Origin of the sequence: Flavobacterium sp. W22_SRS_FK3, from assembly GCF_052113665.1 — a bacterium.
Taxonomy (GTDB): domain Bacteria; phylum Bacteroidota; class Bacteroidia; order Flavobacteriales; family Flavobacteriaceae; genus Flavobacterium.
The window spans coordinates 273131-289923 of the sequence record NZ_JBGQOF010000004.1 but is presented as its reverse complement, the minus strand read 5'-3'; the positions used below and the strand labels follow the sequence as shown (position 1 = coordinate 289923).

Genomic DNA, 16793 nt, shown 5'->3' with positions numbered 1-16793 from the left:
TTTTTAGGGGATTGGCAAATTTAAAAGGATAATGAGATAAATATAAGGATGAGGATTAACTATATTTTTTTTTATTAGTTTTTTTTTTGCTTTCAATATTTGGCAAAAATCCGGTAATGGCACCAATTAAAGGGAGAAAAGCACAAATCTTAAAAACATATTCAATACTGGTAGCATCAGCGATTTTCCCTAAAACTGCCGATCCCAAACCGCCCATTCCAAAAGCAAATCCGAAGAAAAGACCAGCAACCAAACCTACTTTTCCCGGCATTAATTCAGTTGCATAAACTAAAATTGCAGAGAATGCCGAAGAAAGAATCAAACCAATGATGACTGATAATGTTCCCACCCAAAATAGGGAAACATATGGCAACAGCATGGTAAACGGAGCGACACCTAAAATAGAAGTCCAGATTACATATTTTCTTCCAAAACGGTCACCGATAGGTCCGCCAATCAGGGTTCCAGCGGCAACAGCTCCCGAAAATAAAAATAAATATATTTGAGACTGCTGAATACTGATATGAAATTTATCAATAAGAAAGAAGGTGTAATAACTTGTAATGCTGCTCATATAGAAGTATTTAGAAAAAATAAGGACTAATAAAAGGATAAGCGAAAAAGTCACTGTTCTTTTAGATAAATGATGTGTTTCAATTTGATGCGATGCTTTATTAGCATTTCTTAAAGATAAATGATCACTATACCAAATGGCAATTTTATACAAAACAAAAATACCAATAAGAGCAATAATACAAAACCAAGCTACATAAGATTGTCCATGTGGAATAATGATAAATGCTGCCAATAAGGGACCCATGGCACTTCCTGCATTTCCTCCTAACTGAAAAATAGACTGCGCCAATCCTTTTTTTCCGCCTGATGCTAAATGAGCCACTCTCGAAGATTCCGGATGAAATATAGATGATCCGATACCAATTAAACTCACAGATAATAATAAATAAGTAAAGCTGGAAGCAATCGAAACCAGAAAAAGTCCGGTCATGGTAAAACACATACCCACTATCAACGAATAAGGTTTTGAATTTTTATCAGTATACATTCCCACGAATGGCTGTAAGATAGAAGCAACGATTTGATAAGTAAAAGTGATAATCCCGATTTGAGAAAAACTTAAATTAAAATTTTCCTTAATCAGTGGATAGATTGAAGGCACTACAGTCTGTAAAAGGTCATTAATTAAATGTGAAAAGCTGATCATGAATAAGATCGAATAGGTAGTTTTTTTAAGTATATCAGGATTTGCTTTAATGGTTTCCATGAGTTATTTTTTTGATTTTTAAATAGGTTAAAAACAATAGCTGTATTATTTTTAACAAAGGTTAAAAGAAATACAATGTCAGAATTACTATATTTGGACAATGAATAACCAAATTCGGACATATCGATTAGCACAGAATTATGGATACCAATTAAATCCATCTATACCTGTTATAGGTTATACTGAAATGGTTAATAATGAAATGTGTATCTCGCACTCACATCCCAGAGGACAGCTTATTTATGCTACCCGAGGCGTAATGAATGTAGTAGTAGGCAATCATATTTGGGTCGTGAATCCGTTACAGGGTTTGTGGCTTCCGGGTGGCGTTGAACATCAGGTTACTTTTCAGAAAGACGTTAACTATTATAGCGTTTTTATCGATCCGTCGGCAATGAAAGAATTACCTTTAAACAGTTTTTCTTTTGATATTTCGATGTTTTTAAAACAGTTGATTTTTAAAGTAATTTCTTTTGGAACCAAAGGAAATCTAACTACTTCACAAGGAAGAATCATCGATGTTTTTCTAGATGAATTAGCTTTAATTCAGCCAAGCAAAACTTTTTTACCTACAACAAATCATGAAAGATTACAAAAAGTAGTGGATCTTTTACTCAATGATGTTGCCAGTAAAAATACGATAGAGTATTATGCCGAAATTTCTTTTATGAGCACCAGAACTTTATCCAGATTATTCATTAAAGAGTTGGGAATGAATTTTAGCGATTGGCGCACGCGTTTAAAATTATTGGAAGCCATAAAACGTTTAGGCGAAAAACAACCCATAAAAGAAATAGCACTCGATCTGGGTTATGAAACGGCCAGCGCTTTTATTTATATGTTTAAAAAACATTTAGGTACGACACCTTCTAATTATATTTTGGAGGATTAAAATTAGAAGTAAAAAAATAATTAGGTAGTTTATGAAGCAAATATAATGAGAACGCTTTCCTTTTAAGGAGGCGTTTTTTTAGGCATGATCACAAATGAATTGGATTATGACAGAGCTCTTATTGCAGACAGAAAATTAAGAATCCTTGCCAAGGAAGATCTTCATTTTAAAAACCTAAGAACAAAACTTCGTAATCTGATTGAAAAATATGAAAATGCAGAATGGAGTAATGTTGACAAAATTGACGATGCTAAACTGTTAGAAAGCGACAAATCGGAGCATATTGCTGAATTAGAAAGAATATTTCTGGAAAACAGAAAACAAGCCATCAGAAAAAACTTAAGGAATTTGATTTAACTCAGGAAAACCTAGGTTCCATTTTGGGTCATAAAAGCAAGACGCATATGTCAGAACGTATGAACGGTATTAAACCATTTACTTTAAAAGATTTAATTATTATCAATAGGTTATTAAAAATAGAAATAGCGATATTGATACCAGTTTTTCTTTCAAAAGAAGATCAAATTAAGGTAAAAGAAGCTGTGATAAAATTGGGAAAACCAAAGGTAAAATTAGCAAGTGAGGATTTAGTTTTAGGGTAATGGATAATAGTTTAACAAGTTTTGAAAAAAAGTCTGCTGCATCAGTTTTTCCAACATCAAAATCGATATTCATAAAATGAGTATGATAATAAATACTTAGGTTCCCAGCTAGTGCGAGCTTCTAGCTCGTACACAAAGTTAATCAACTCAATTCTATCTTTTTTAAATTAATTTTAGTTCAACATAGTTTCATTGATATTCGAAAATGCTCCTCCAAACCGAGAAGCATTTTTTATTGCCAAACTTTTCCAAACCACTGAATGATAAATCTGACAACAAATTACGACTTCAATCAAAATTCATTTAAAATTTGATAAATTGTATAAAAAAATACACATAAAATTATCTCCAAGATATATTTTGAGTTAAATGAAGTTGTTAAACATGACAGTACAGGTTGTAAAATGTAAAAATAACACTTATCTTTAGGCCCAAATATCTTTATATGAGAAATCGATTTCCAAATTTCAAAAAATTATTTGTTTTTATAGTTTTATTTTCTTCAGCACTTGTATTTGCTCAGGAAAATAAGGCTGCTACCTGGATTTGGTATCCAGGCGATTTCGAAATTTGGTTAAGCAATAAAATGCAGGTGAGACGTACAGAACGCGAAGCGGTATTTCCACCACTTTGGCAATATTACAGTCCTTATGCACTGGTAACTTTTCAAACAGAAGTTGATATTCCGGAACTGGATGAGGTAAAAATCTACTCTGAAGGACCTTTTCAATTACTTTTAGACGGTGTTCAGGTTTACGGGCAGCCGAAATCGATAAAAATTCCTGCCGGAAAACACAAGATTTCCTTTAAAGTGTATAATCAGGAAGTGTTGCCTGCCGTTTATATTTCTGGTCAATATGTTAAATCGAATGCCTCTTGGCAGGTGACCAACGAAGATAAACTTTGGATTGATGAAACTGGAAAAGCTCAACAATCCGGTACACCATGGGTACCTGTTGGTTCCTGGAATTTTAATTCCCCGGAAAATAAACCTTCAGGTTTTAGACTAACAACTAAACCTTTGAGTGCTAAGAAAACAGAAAAAACAGGTGCTGGTCAGTTGGTAGATTTTGGTAAAGAAACTTTTGGTTATATTAAAATTCATGGACTAAAAGGAAAAGGTAAAGTAGCGCTTTATTATGGTGAATCCCGTGAGGAAGCTTTGGATCCTGCCAAATGCGAAACATTAGATCATTTATCTTTTGATGGAAAACAGCCTGAAACTTACACGCATGACGGATCGAAAGCTTTCCGTTATGTTCAGGTACAGGCAGACGCGGGAGTGAAATATGATTCGATATCGATGCTGTATGAATATTTACCATTGGATTATCGTGGCGCATTCAAATCTTCAGACCAGCAATTGAATAAAATTTGGGATGTCTCGGCGTACACAATGCATTTAACAACTCGTGAATTTTTTATAGACGGAATTAAGCGTGACCGCTGGGTTTGGTCTGGCGATGCGTATCAAAGTTATTTAATGAATTATTATTTGTTCTTTGATTCGGCTTCCGTAGAACGAACCTTGTTGGCACTTCGTGGTAAAGAACCTGTGACGGCTCATATTAATATCATCATGGATTATTCGCTATATTGGTTTGTAGGTGTTTACGACTATTATTTACACACGGGCGATACGAAATTCATCAAAACATTTTATCCACGAATGAAATCGCTTATGGATTTCTGCTTGGAAAGAAGAAATAAAAACGGATTCCTGGAACCATTAGAAGGCGATTGGGTTTTTATTGATTGGGCAGACGGATTACCTAAAACAGGTGAAGTTAGTTTTGAGCAAATGCTATTAGCGAGAAGTTTAGAAGCCATGGCAGTCAGCGCTGAAATTGCAGGCAAAAATGAAGATCAAAAAGAATATCAAAAATTAGCAGATGATTTAAAAACTAAATTATTTGATGTGTTTTGGGATAAAAAAGAAAATGTTATGAAGCACCAGCGTATCAATGGTAAAATGCAGAATATTGTCACCAGATACGCTAATATGTTTGGCATTTTCTTCAATTATTTTGATGAAGAACAGAAACAAAGTATAAAAAAGAAAGTGTTGCTCAATGATGATGTACTACAAATTACAACACCCTATATGCGTTTTTATGAGTTGGAAGCCTTGTGCGCTATGGGAGAACAACATTATGTGTTGAAAGAAATGAAAGACTATTGGGGCGGCATGTTAAAAGAGGGAGCAACTTCCTTTTGGGAAGAATACAATCCAAACAAAAAAGGAGCGGAACATTTAGCAATGTATGGACGTCCTTACGGAAAAAGTCTTTGTCACGCCTGGGGTTCCAGTCCAATTTATTTGTTGGGAAAATACTATTTGGGTGTAAAACCAACTGCTCCAGGTTATGCTGAATATGAAATCAAACCAAATTTAGGTGGATTGCAATGGATGGAAGGAAAAGTGCCAACTCCAAAAGGCGAAGTTTCATTGTACGTCAGCAAATCCGAAATCAAAGTGAAAGCGGCTGAAGGCGAAGGTAAGTTAATCATTGAAAGTAAAAGCAAGCCAAAAACAAATTCAGGAACCATTACAACTTTGGCTAAAAATAAATACCAATTAACGGTAAAACCAAATATGGAATATAAAGTAAGTTATAAAGCGATTTGAGTTCTTACTAAATAGTAAATAGTAAATAGTTCTTAGTCCATAGTCTCTAATGTCCAGTTCATTTCGAGGAACGAGAAACCTCCGCGAAAATATTCCGCAAAGATTAGAAATACTTTGCAGGGTTTCTTATCAAGTTTCCTGCTTCGTCGGAATGACAAGTTTGTAGAAATTAAGTTGCCTTTAAAAAATATAAACCATGTTTTCAAAAACGAAAAAATACCACTTTAATCCTTCAACAATAACTTGTGTATTGTTGTTTTTGATGTGCTTTCAATTTTCAGTAAAAGCACAAAATTCGAGATGGCAAGCTGCTTCTTTTGAATTGGTGAAGTCTGACTATAAGACATTCAAGACTACTCAATATGCACATGTTTTTTCGAATAGCAAACACAATGTTGTTAAGCTTGCTCCCGAGTTACAAGGGTTAACAGGAGTTAAACTACCATTTGACAGTTACAAGAACGGAACGAATATCCCTTTGAAATTAAAATTCAAGGAAAATGCGCAATTGCTTATTGGTGTTTTTCAAGAAAAAGACAACAAAGATTATTTTCAAATTTCTGCTGCTGATAATGCCAAATTAGTTTTGGAAAATGGATTGACTGTAACTGGTTTGCCACCGGTAAATGTTTATGCTATTTCATTTTCAAAAGGGGCACACATTATTTTGCCAAATGCAAAAGGATTGTTTGTGGTGTTAGGCGCAGTGAAAAGCAATCAGGATTTGGTTTCTAGAAATGCCGAATTCCCTGACGGGAAATTGTGGAATCCTACCTTTATTATAGAAGCATTTTCAGATGAAAAACCTCTTTTTGATATTATTGGAGGCGAAAATGCACCAGTAATTGATGAAGGTTTTCCGGGGACAGAAGCTATTCAGGGAGGTTTTGAAGGCGGTCGTGTGATAAAAGCAGGTGAAACCTATCATATGTTTCCAACGGAAAGGGCAGGAGAAAAAGGAGTCGATTATTATTACGATCGTGTAAAAACTAAAATTGGTCATTGGACCAGTAAAGATGCCATTCATTGGAAACGAGAATCTACTATTCTACAAGCCAGCGGAACTTATGCTGTTACCGAAGATGATAATCCAATGAACGATCGTCGTGCGGCAATTTGGTCGTATATGCCGGTTTTTAGTGAAAAAGAAAATAAATGGTACGGCTATTATTTGGCTTACACAGTGCACAAAGAAATAGAACCAAATCATTCTTTTGGAAGAATTTGGCGTTGCGAGTCAACGGTAGAAGGCATTGATGGCATTGCAGGACCGTATAAAGATATCGGAATCATTATGGAACCAGGACTGGATTCACAGCCTTGGGAAGGGCGTCAGGGTGTAGCTTCTTTTTTTCCTTATAAAGTCGGCGATAAGTATTTTGGCTTTTACAGCGGTGCATATCCGTTTGCATCTTGGGCCGATTATCCTAAAAGGTCAGGAAAAGGCTGGTTTGTTGCTTTGGCAGAATCCAATAGTTTAGAAGGTCCCTGGACAAGATTGAATAAAGGATTGGAACCGATAAAATCTATTCATCCTTTATTTGTCGAAAATCCGATTGTTAGTCAGTTGCCAAATGGTTTGTACATCGCCATTTTTGATGGAGGTCCTGACGGATGGGGACATCATTTACCGAATATGATAGGATATACACTTTCAAAAGACGGAATCAATTGGGGAGAAGCGCGCTATTTGCCTATAGAAACCAAAGTCGATAAATGGTGGGATATTATGCGAACGCCATTGTGTTTAATCCCCGAAGGAAACGACGTTTACACAATTGTGTACAACGCCATCGATTTGAATAAAAGATTTCATCCCACAGGAATGGTAAAAGTAAAATTGAATAAAGAGGTAATGGAATCGAGATTGAAAGAATTGAAATAGAGCCAAGAGGAAAGAAGCAAGAGAATAGGATAAAGAATAAAGAGAAAAGAAACTTTGCGACTTCGCATTTTGCGAAAAACTATTAAGATAAACCATAAATGAAAAACTCAATTAAGTATCTCATAATTGCGATTACAGTTGCATTCATCAGTAGTTGTGCCACCAAATACAAAAAAAGAGAAATCAACGAAACAGTAATGCAGGAGATTTACAACGAAATCAAAACGCCTTACAAATACGGTTTGGTAATGGTTCCAACCGACAACTCTTATAAAATGGACTGTCCGAGTGTTTTCAGAAAAGACGGAAAATGGTTTATGACCTACCTGATTTACGACGGAAGAGGCTACGAAACCTGGCTGGCAGAAAGTGATGATTTATTAAACTGGAAACATTTAGGTAAAGTAATGTCGTTTTCGAAAGATGAAACCCTTTGGGACGTGAACCAAAAAGCGGGTTATATTGCTTTGCAGGATTACACTTGGGGCGGTTCATACGAATGGAATAAGTATGATGATAAATATTGGATGAGTTATTTTGGAGGAAACACAACTGGTTATGAGGCTGGCGTTTTATCTATCGGAATGGCATATAGTAAAGAATCTCCAACAAAACTGCACGAATTTGAACGTTTGCCCGATCCGGTTTTAACGCCAAAAGACAAAGATGTAAGCTGGTGGGACAATAGTACAATGTATAAAAACAGCGTCATTCGTGACAAAGAGAAATTGACTGGACATAATTTTGTTATGTACTACAATGCAAGAGGTGATAGTTTAAATCCTGCAAAAGGAGCAGAAAGAATTGGAATGGCTGTTTCAAACGATATGAAAACTTGGAAACGTTACGGGAAAAATCCGGTGCTCAACAACCACAGAGGAATTACAGGTGACGCATATATTCAAAGAATCAACAATACCTGGGTGATGTTCTATTTTGGCGCTTTTTGGACGGGTTGGGATCAAGGTGCATTTAACCGATTTGCAGTTTCAAACGATTTAATCCATTGGAACGATTGGAAAGGTGAAAATTTAATTGAGTCATCAGAACCCTATGATAATATGTTTGCGCACAAATCTTTTGTTGTAAAACATGATGGAGTTGTTTATCATTTTTATTGTGCGGTTAACAAAGCTGAACAAAGAGGAATTGCAATCGCGACTTCTAAAGATTTAGGAAAAAGTGAAATGAATTTTGTGGCTCCGCCAGAGAAAAAAGCGAAGAAATAATGAATAAATTTAAAATACTACTTTTTTTAATACTAACAACCTGCGCGATGCAGGCTCAACTCGTTACAGGCGAACCAGCTGGGATTCCTAAAATTCCACAGAAATACACTGATGTTCCTTGGGAAAATCCGATGGTAACCAGCATCAATAGAGCTTCCGCCAGAGCAACGGGCTATTCATATTCGAATGTTGCGGATGCTTTAGAAGGCAATAGAAATAAGAGTCGGATTAAATTATTAAACGGCGACTGGGATTTTAAATTTGCAAAAAACCTGAAAGAAGCGCCTCAAGATTTTTATAAAAAGGAGGTAAAAGGATGGGACAAAATCGAGGTGCCATCTAACTGGGAAATGAAAGGTTACGGAATGGCGATTTATAAAAGTGCTGTTTATTCTTTCCGACCAGTCAATCCGCCGTTTGTTCCTCAGGAGGATAATCCAATTGGGTCGTACCAACGCAAATTTACCGTTCCTGAAAATTGGGATGGAATGACTGTAAGTCTCCATTTTGGCGGAGTCAGTTCAGCTTTTCAGGTTTGGATTAATGGTGATTTTGTAGGTTATGGACAAGACAGTTTCAATTCATCCGAATTTAACATTACACCTTATTTAAATAAAGGCGAAAATATATTATCAGTTCGTGTTTTTCGCTACAGCGATGGTTCTTATTTAGAAGATCAGGACCATTGGCGTTTGAGCGGAATTCAGCGTGAAGTGTACATTATGGCTGAACCGAAATTACGTATCGCCGATTTCTTTTACCAAACCAAATTAGACAAACAATACCAAGATGCCGTTTTCCAATTGCGTCCACGTTTGGATAATTTTACAGGAGATACCATCAAAAATCAGACTTTTGAAGTACAACTATACGATGCTCAAAATAAGCCCGTATTCGAAAAAACATTGGTTCGAAAAGCTTCTGATATTATCAGCGAAGTTTCACCAAGATTAGATAAAGTGCGTTTTGGTTTTTTCCAGGAAACAATCAAAAATCCATTGAAATGGAGTTCTGAAATTCCGAATTTGTACACCTTAGTCATGACGCTCAAAAATCCTGACGGAACTATCAGCGAAGTAAAAGGCTGTAAAATAGGTTTCCGTTCTATTGAATTTTCGAAAGAAAACGGCAAAATGCTCATCAATGGAAAAGAGACTTATGTGTACGGCGTCAATCATCACGGGCATCATCCGGTTCGTGGCGAAGCAGTAAACCACCAAGATGTAGAAGAAGATGTAAAATTGATGAAGAAATTCAACTTCAATTTTGTGCGAACCAGCCATTTTCCAGACGATCCTTATTTCTACGAATTATGTGATAAATACGGTTTAATGGTGATGGACGAAGCTAATTTAGAAACCCACGGATTGGGTGGTTTTTTGAGTAACGACCCGCAATGGACGCACGCTTATATGGAACGTATGACCCGAATGGTAGAGCGCGACAAAAATCATCCGTCTATTGTGATGTGGAGTTTGGGTAACGAAGCCGGAAAAGGACCCAATCACGCTGCAATGGCAGGTTGGACACACGATTATGACATTACACGTCCTGTGCATTATGAACCAGCTCAAGGAAATCCGAGATTGGATGGTTATATCGACCCTTTAGATCCGCGTTATCCAAAAACAGTAGATCATGCACACCGTTTCGAAAATCCACAAGACGAACCTTATGTCGATATGGTGAGCCGTTTTTATCCGGGTGTTTTTACCCCTAAATTTTTAGTAGATCAAAAGAAAGATACCCGTCCGATTTTGTTTGTTGAATATGCGCACTCGATGGGAAATTCTACAGGGAATTTAAAAGAATTATGGGATGAATTCCGTTCAACTCCAAGAGTTATTGGTGGCTGTATTTGGGATTTAAAAGACCAAGGTTTGCTTCGAAAAGATCCGAAAACGGGCCAGGAATATTTTGGTTACGGAGGTGATTTTGGAGAGAAAAAACACGATGGAAATTTCAATATCAACGGAATGGTTTCTGCAGATGGCAGACCTAAATCGGCTATGTATGAAAACAAATGGATTTATCAACCTGCGGTTTCAACTTTAGAAAATAATTCAACTTTAAAAATCCATAACCGTCAAGTAGTTCAAAATTTGAGTGATTTTATTCCGGTTTTGAAAATTTTAGAGAACGGAAATATCATAAAAGAAGTTGTTCTGAAACCGCTTGATATTCCTGCTGGAACTGATTTTGTTTTGGATGTCAATAAATACCTTCCGAAGATGAAACCTGATTCGGAATACTTTTTGAATATTGAATTACAACTTCCTAAAGACGAATTTTGGGCGAATAAAGGATATGCCGTTTCAACCGATCAGTTTTTATTGCAAAAGAAAAAAACGCCAACTGTGATTACAGCTTCTAAAGACAAAATAGAAGTTTCAGAAACGGAAACTGATTTTAAAATTAGTGGAAAAGAATATTCCATTACGATTAGCAAAATGAATGGTGCTTTGACTTCGTATGAATTTAAAAAGGAAAAACAGGTTTTTGCTCCTTTGTTGCCAAATTTTACCAGACCACTTACCGATAATGATCGCAAAGGCTGGAAACCACAAAAAAAATTAAAACAATGGTACACTGCTATTCCGAAATTAAGCAAAGTGACAATGGAAAAATCGGCTGAAGAAATCAAAATCAGCAGTACGTACGAATTAATAAAAGACAGCGCCCAAGTTGAGGTGGATTATTTTATAAAAGCAAACGGAATCATTCAGGTAAATTATAACTTGAAGGCTAGTAAAACTTTACCAAACATTCCAAAAATCGGAATGCAAATCGGTGTTCAAAAAGACTTTGATCAAATATCCTGGTACGGAAAAGGAGAATTAGAAAATTACATCGATCGTAGTTTTGGATTTACTGTTGGGCAATATTCTTTACCAATAGAGAAGTTTATCGAACCGTATGTAAAACCACAAGAGAACGGAAACAGGACCGAAGTAAGATGGATGGCGTTAACGAATGCTTCGAAAAGTAAAGGTCTGTTGGTGGTTCAAGACAGAAAACTGTTGAGCATGAGTGCCTGGCCGTACACTCAGGAAAATTTAGACAAAGCCAAACATACCATTGATTTAATAAATCCCGGATTTATAACGCTAAATATCGACTTAATTCAAATGGGAGTAGGTGGAAATGACAGCTGGTCGCCAGTTGCTGCACCGATAGAAAAATATCAAATTCCTTCGGGAGAGTATGAATACAGTTTTTATCTGGTTCCTTTTGCTCAAGCAAAAAATGGATTGGAGAACAACCTGAAAAAAATTAAATAGCAGTAAAAATATTAAAAAATAATCTGTTAGATCTGCTAGATCTGCGTGCCATAATTTTTCACGCAGATTTAACTGATTCAGCTGATTTTAGAAAAGTTTAATCAATGTTTTCAAAAAGATACCTCTTTCTTCTTTTTCTCTTTGTGGGAATACTTTCCGCACAGGAAACCTATAAGAAAGAAACAAAATCATTTCAGCCCACAATCGAATCCTCAAAATCGTGGGTATATTGGTATTGGATGAAATCGGCCTATTCCAAAGCGGGAATCACAGCCGATTTGGAAGCGATGAAAGAAGCCGGAATTGCAGGAGCATATTTAATGACGATAAAAGGGCCAGACAATACGCCTTTGATCGATCCGCCCGTTTTGCAATTAAGTCCCGAATTTTGGGATATGATTCATTGGGCTTTCGCCGAAGCAAATCGATTGGATTTGAAATTGGCTTTTCACGCTGCCGATGGTTTTGCCGTTGCCGGAGGACCTTGGATTACGCCCGAAATGTCGATGCAAAAAGTAGTGTGGTCGGTTACGGAAATGGAAGGTGGAAAAACAGTAAAAACCAAATTAGCCGTTCCTGAACATTACAAAGAATTCTATAAAGACATTGCCGCTTTTGCGATTCCAATAAAAGAATACGAACTTAATTCGCAAATGCAATTGCCAAAAGTAATTGCTTCTAATAATGTAGACGCTTCTTTTTTGGCTGATAAAACCAAAGAAGGCAATTTTAAATTAGACGAAAAAGGCTGGATTCAATACGAATTTGAAAAACCCTTTACTTGCAAATCGATTGTAATCGAAACCAAAGGCAGGGATTTTCAAGCCCAACGTTTGATCGTAGAAGTTAGCGATGATGGCGTTCATTTTAAATTCCACGAAAGATTAATTGCGCCTCGTCACGGTTGGCAGGATATGGATTTTGCCCACACGCACGCCATAAAACCTATTACAGCAAAGTATTTCCGATTCGTTTACGATCCCGTTGGAACCGAACCTGGTGCCGAAGATTTGGATTTTGCCAAATGGAAACAGAATTTAAAAGTGAGTAAAATTACGCTTTCGAATCAAAGTTTAATCGATAATTTCGAAGGAAAATCAGGGGCAGTTTGGCGATTGAGTCCAGAAACGACAGCAGAACGAATTCCGAATTCTGATTCGTTTCCAAAATCGGAACTTATCAATATTTCAAAACAGCTTGATGCCAACGGAAATTTAAGTTGGAAAGCACCCAAAGGAAAATGGAAAATTATTAGAATAGGACATACTTCTACAGGACACGAAAATGCAACAGGAGGAGCCGGAAAAGGTTTGGAAGTGGATAAATTCAATCCCGAATTAATCCGTTTTCAATTGGATCATTGGTTTGGTGAAGCCGTTCGAACAGCAGGTCCGGACTTGTCTTTGAAAGTATTGAAAATTTTGCATTTGGATAGTTGGGAATGTGGCAGTCAAAACTGGTCTTCGGTTTTTCAGGCAGAATTTCAAAAAAGAAGAGGGTACGATATTGTAGATTATTTACCAGTAATGGCGGGGATTTCAATTGAAAATATTGACACTTCAGAGAAAGTTTTATACGATGTTAGAAAAACCATAGCCGAATTGGTTGCCGATAATTTTTACGGAACGGTTGCTCAAATTGCCAAAGAAAATAAAGTAGAATTTAGTTCGGAAAATGTCGCACCAACGATGATGAGCGATGCCTTGTTGCATTTTAAATATGTGGATTTTCCAAGTGGCGAATTTTGGTTAAAAAGTCCCACCCACGACAAACCTTTTGATATGTTGGACGCTATTTCGGGCGGACATATTTATGGGAAAAATATTATTCAGGCGGAAGCTTTCACCGCTTTGAGAATGGATTGGGACGAACATCCGGGAAATTTAAAAACCCTTGCCGATAGAAATTATGCTTTAGGTATCAATCGATTTTTCTATCACGTTTTTGTTCATAATCCATGGACAGACAGAAAACCCGGAATGACTTTGGACGATATTGGAACTTTTTTTCAAAGAGATCAAACTTGGTGGAAACCCGGAAAAGCATTTTTTGATTATTCTCAACGCGTACAATTGCAGTTGCAAAAAGGAAAACCAGTGATCGATTTAGCCGTTTTTATTGGCGAAGATTTACCTTCTCGTTCTTTTGTTCCCGATCGATTGATGCCTTTTATTCCGAATGTTTTTGGGAAAGCAAGAATCGAAAGCGAGAAAATTCGTTTGGAAAATGAAGGTCAGCCAACTACAAAAATGCCAAAAGAAGTTACGTATTCAAAAAATATGACCAACTTGTCGCAATGGGTCAATTCATTAAACGGTTATCAATACGATTCTTTTAATGTTGATGTGTTGTTGAATTCGGCTAGAGTAGAAAACGGGAAAGTAGTTTTTGAAGGCGGAATGGAATACGGAGCATTGTTATTTCCGGGTAGTCATAAAATGGCACCGAACAAAATAGTTTCTTTGATAGCAGCCGAAAAAATGTTGCAGTTAATTAAAGATGGCGCTACGGTTTTGGTTGGTGATAAACCAACAGCAATGCCAGGATTGCAATTGAAAACTGATAAAGAAAAATGGCAAAATACAATTGATGCGATCTGGAAAGAAAATTCAAAATCCTGGAAAATAGAAAAAGGAACGGTAATTCAATTGCCTTATTTAGGGAATAATTTTTCAGAACTTGGAATATCTCAAGATGTCTTTTTCCCAGAATTGAAAAGAGAAGAGGCGGGAACGATAGCTTGGGCACATAGGAAATCAGCAACCGAGGATATTTATTTTCTTTCGAATCAAATAGAAGCCAAAAGAACTTTACAAGTTTCATTTCGAATTAAAGGTAAAATTCCAGAATGGTACAATCCTGTTACGGATAAAACATTGGCTTTGTCTAATTGGAAAGAAGAAAATGGGCGAACCATTGTGCGTATTTCATTTGCCGAAAACGAATCGGGTTTTGTGATTTTTAAAGAAAAGTCAAATGTAATTGCCAAAGAAATTCAAAATGCATCATTCGAAACAGTTAAAAAATTAGACGACAACTGGCAATTGCAATTTGATTCGGCTTTCAAAGGACCTGAAAAACCATTGCAAATCACGAAGCTTTTCGATTGGAGTACTTCTGAAAATGATAGTATCAAATATTATTCGGGAACGGCAGTTTACACCAAAGAATTTAAATGGAAAGGAAAATCCACAGATAAAATTTGGTTGGATTTAGGAACCATCGCTAATACCGCTGAAGTAAGCATTAACGGAAAAAAGTGTGGTACACTTTGGACATTTCCTTATAAAATAGATATTTCTTCAGCATTAAAAAAAGGCAATAACACAATCGAAGTTAAGGTTACCAATACTTGGGCAAACCGATTAATGGGAGATGAGAAATTGCCAAAAGAAGAGCGATTAACCTGGACAACGGCAAAATACAGATTAGAAGGCAATCCCTTATTGAAAGCGGGATTATTAGGCCCAGTTACTATTGTGAAAGAAAAAATAGAAAATAAATGAAAAATTTTAAAAAAATTATTGCCCTTGTAATGATTATAGCAAGCGTTCAAATGAATGCTAAAATCAAGTTACCTGCTCTGTTTTCGGATAATATGATGTTGCAGCAGCAAACGAACGCGCCAATGTGGGGGTGGGCAGACAAAAACGATAAACTGACTATTACTACTTCTTGGGATTCTAAAAAGTATGAAGTGAAAGCCAACGGCGAAGGCAAATGGAATTTGAATTTGAAGACTCCAATCGCTGGCGGACCTTATACAATCGAAGTAAAACATGAAAAGGAAGTTATTCTCGTTAAAAATGTTTTGATTGGTGAAGTTTGGCTGTGTTCAGGACAGTCGAATATGGAAATGCCGTTGAAAGGTTTTCAAGGGCAACCGGTAAAAAATGGAAACGAAATTATTGTACGTTCAACGAATGCTAATATTCGATTGATCACAGTTCCGAGAGCTACGGTTTTAGAACCAAAAGATGATTTTGAAGGCAAATGGGAAATGGCATCGCCAAAATCGACTTCCAATTTTAGTGCAACGGCCTGGTATTTTGGTTCGCTTTTGCAGGAAGTTTTGAAAGTTCCGGTTGGAATGATTGTGGTTTCGTATGGTGGTTCGAGTATGGAAGCCTGGATGAATCAGGAAATGCTGAAAGATTTTGAAAGTGCCAAAATTCCAACTACAAAAGAAGAATTAGCAAAAGATCCAAATCGTGTGCCGACAACTTTGTTCAACGGGATGCTTTCGCCTGTTATTGGTTACGGAATAAAAGGCTGTATTTGGTATCAAGGCGAATCTAATTATGAAAGAGCTTCCGAATATTCGGCTTTGATGCAAAAAATGGTCGGAAGTTGGAGAGGTATTTGGAAACAAGGCGATTTCCCTTTTTACTACGCTCAAATTGCTCCGTTTAATTATGCGCAATTTCATCCAAAAGATTATTTAGATAAATACAATTCGGCTTATTTGAGAGAAGCACAATTGAAGGCATCGACTCACATTCCGAATTCGGGAATGGCAGTTTTGATGGATGTTGGCGAAGAAAATAGTATTCATCCAATGGACAAAGAAAAAGGTGGAAACCGACTGGCGTTTCTAGCTTTGGCAAAAACCTACGGATTCGAAGGTTTCGAATTTGAAAGTCCGGAATACAAATCGATGGAAATAAAAGATGGTTCAGTAACGGTTTCGTTTGATAATGTCGATAACGGAATCACAGCTTATGAAAAGGAAGTTACAGGTTTTGAAATTGCGGGAGCAGATAAAGTTTTCTATCCAGCTAGAACAGTAGTTCGAAGAAAATCTGTGGTTTTGACTTCGGATAAAGTAAGCAAACCAGTAGCGATTCGCTATTTGTTTAAAGATTTTGCAAAAGCAGAATTGTTTAGTGGTGGCGGTTTGCCAGTTTCGTCTTTTAGAACGGATGAGTGGTAATTTTTAAGTCATAAAGTTGAAAGTCTTAAGTCATAAAGATAGTTTTCTTGAATTAATGAT

At 36.5% G+C, this 16793-nt stretch carries 10 protein-coding genes; 9 read left to right on the top strand and 1 reads right to left on the bottom strand.

Annotated features, from left to right (window positions below):
• Nucleotides 1–55 precede the first annotated feature (55 nt).
• Entirely contained in the window at nucleotides 56–1282 is a 1227-nt protein-coding gene (locus ACEN2I_RS05890) for an MFS transporter (RefSeq protein ID WP_441765162.1), read from the bottom strand.
• 100 nt (nucleotides 1283–1382) lie between these two features.
• On the opposite strand from ACEN2I_RS05890, the gene ACEN2I_RS05885 reads away from it, so the two are divergent.
• From ACEN2I_RS05885 to ACEN2I_RS05845, 9 genes are all read left to right on the top strand, one after another.
• Nucleotides 1383–2174: an AraC family transcriptional regulator gene (locus ACEN2I_RS05885; protein ID WP_441765161.1), complete on the top strand. Its 792-nt coding sequence runs from the start codon at nucleotides 1383–1385 to the stop codon at nucleotides 2172–2174.
• Nucleotides 2175–2258: 84 nt separating this feature from the next.
• Complete coding sequence (locus ACEN2I_RS05880) at nucleotides 2259–2531, top strand: hypothetical protein (RefSeq protein ID WP_441765160.1); 273 nt, start codon at nucleotides 2259–2261, stop codon at nucleotides 2529–2531.
• A gap of 47 nt (nucleotides 2532–2578) precedes the next feature.
• The gene (locus ACEN2I_RS05875; protein WP_441765159.1) at nucleotides 2579–2776 is read left to right on the top strand and encodes a hypothetical protein; all 198 of its coding nucleotides are present in this window, start codon (nucleotides 2579–2581) and stop codon (nucleotides 2774–2776) included.
• A 445-nt stretch (nucleotides 2777–3221) separates the two neighbouring features.
• Nucleotides 3222–5405 carry an alpha-L-rhamnosidase-related protein gene (locus tag ACEN2I_RS05870; RefSeq protein WP_441765158.1) on the top strand — a complete coding sequence of 728 codons (2184 nt, stop codon included), beginning with the start codon at nucleotides 3222–3224 and terminating at the stop codon, nucleotides 5403–5405.
• A 196-nt stretch (nucleotides 5406–5601) separates the two neighbouring features.
• On the top strand, nucleotides 5602–7290 hold the full coding sequence (locus ACEN2I_RS05865; protein ID WP_441765157.1) for a hypothetical protein: 1689 nt from the start codon (nucleotides 5602–5604) through the stop codon (nucleotides 7288–7290).
• Nucleotides 7291–7388: 98 nt separating this feature from the next.
• Nucleotides 7389–8519 (top strand): glycosylase, encoded by a 1131-nt coding sequence (locus tag ACEN2I_RS05860; RefSeq protein WP_441765156.1) that lies wholly within the window; start codon nucleotides 7389–7391, stop codon nucleotides 8517–8519.
• Nucleotides 8520–8566: 47 nt separating this feature from the next.
• Nucleotides 8567–11800: a glycoside hydrolase family 2 TIM barrel-domain containing protein gene (locus tag ACEN2I_RS05855; RefSeq protein ID WP_441765155.1), complete on the top strand. Its 3234-nt coding sequence runs from the start codon at nucleotides 8567–8569 to the stop codon at nucleotides 11798–11800.
• Between the two features lie 104 nt (nucleotides 11801–11904).
• Nucleotides 11905–15306, top strand: a complete 3402-nt coding sequence (locus ACEN2I_RS05850) for a glycosyl hydrolase (protein WP_441765154.1) — start codon at nucleotides 11905–11907, stop codon at nucleotides 15304–15306.
• Nucleotides 15303–16733 carry a sialate O-acetylesterase gene (locus ACEN2I_RS05845; protein WP_441765153.1) on the top strand — a complete coding sequence of 477 codons (1431 nt, stop codon included), beginning with the start codon at nucleotides 15303–15305 and terminating at the stop codon, nucleotides 16731–16733. The genes ACEN2I_RS05850 and ACEN2I_RS05845 overlap by 4 nt, the downstream gene beginning before the upstream one ends.
• Nucleotides 16734–16793: the final 60 nt, after the last annotated feature.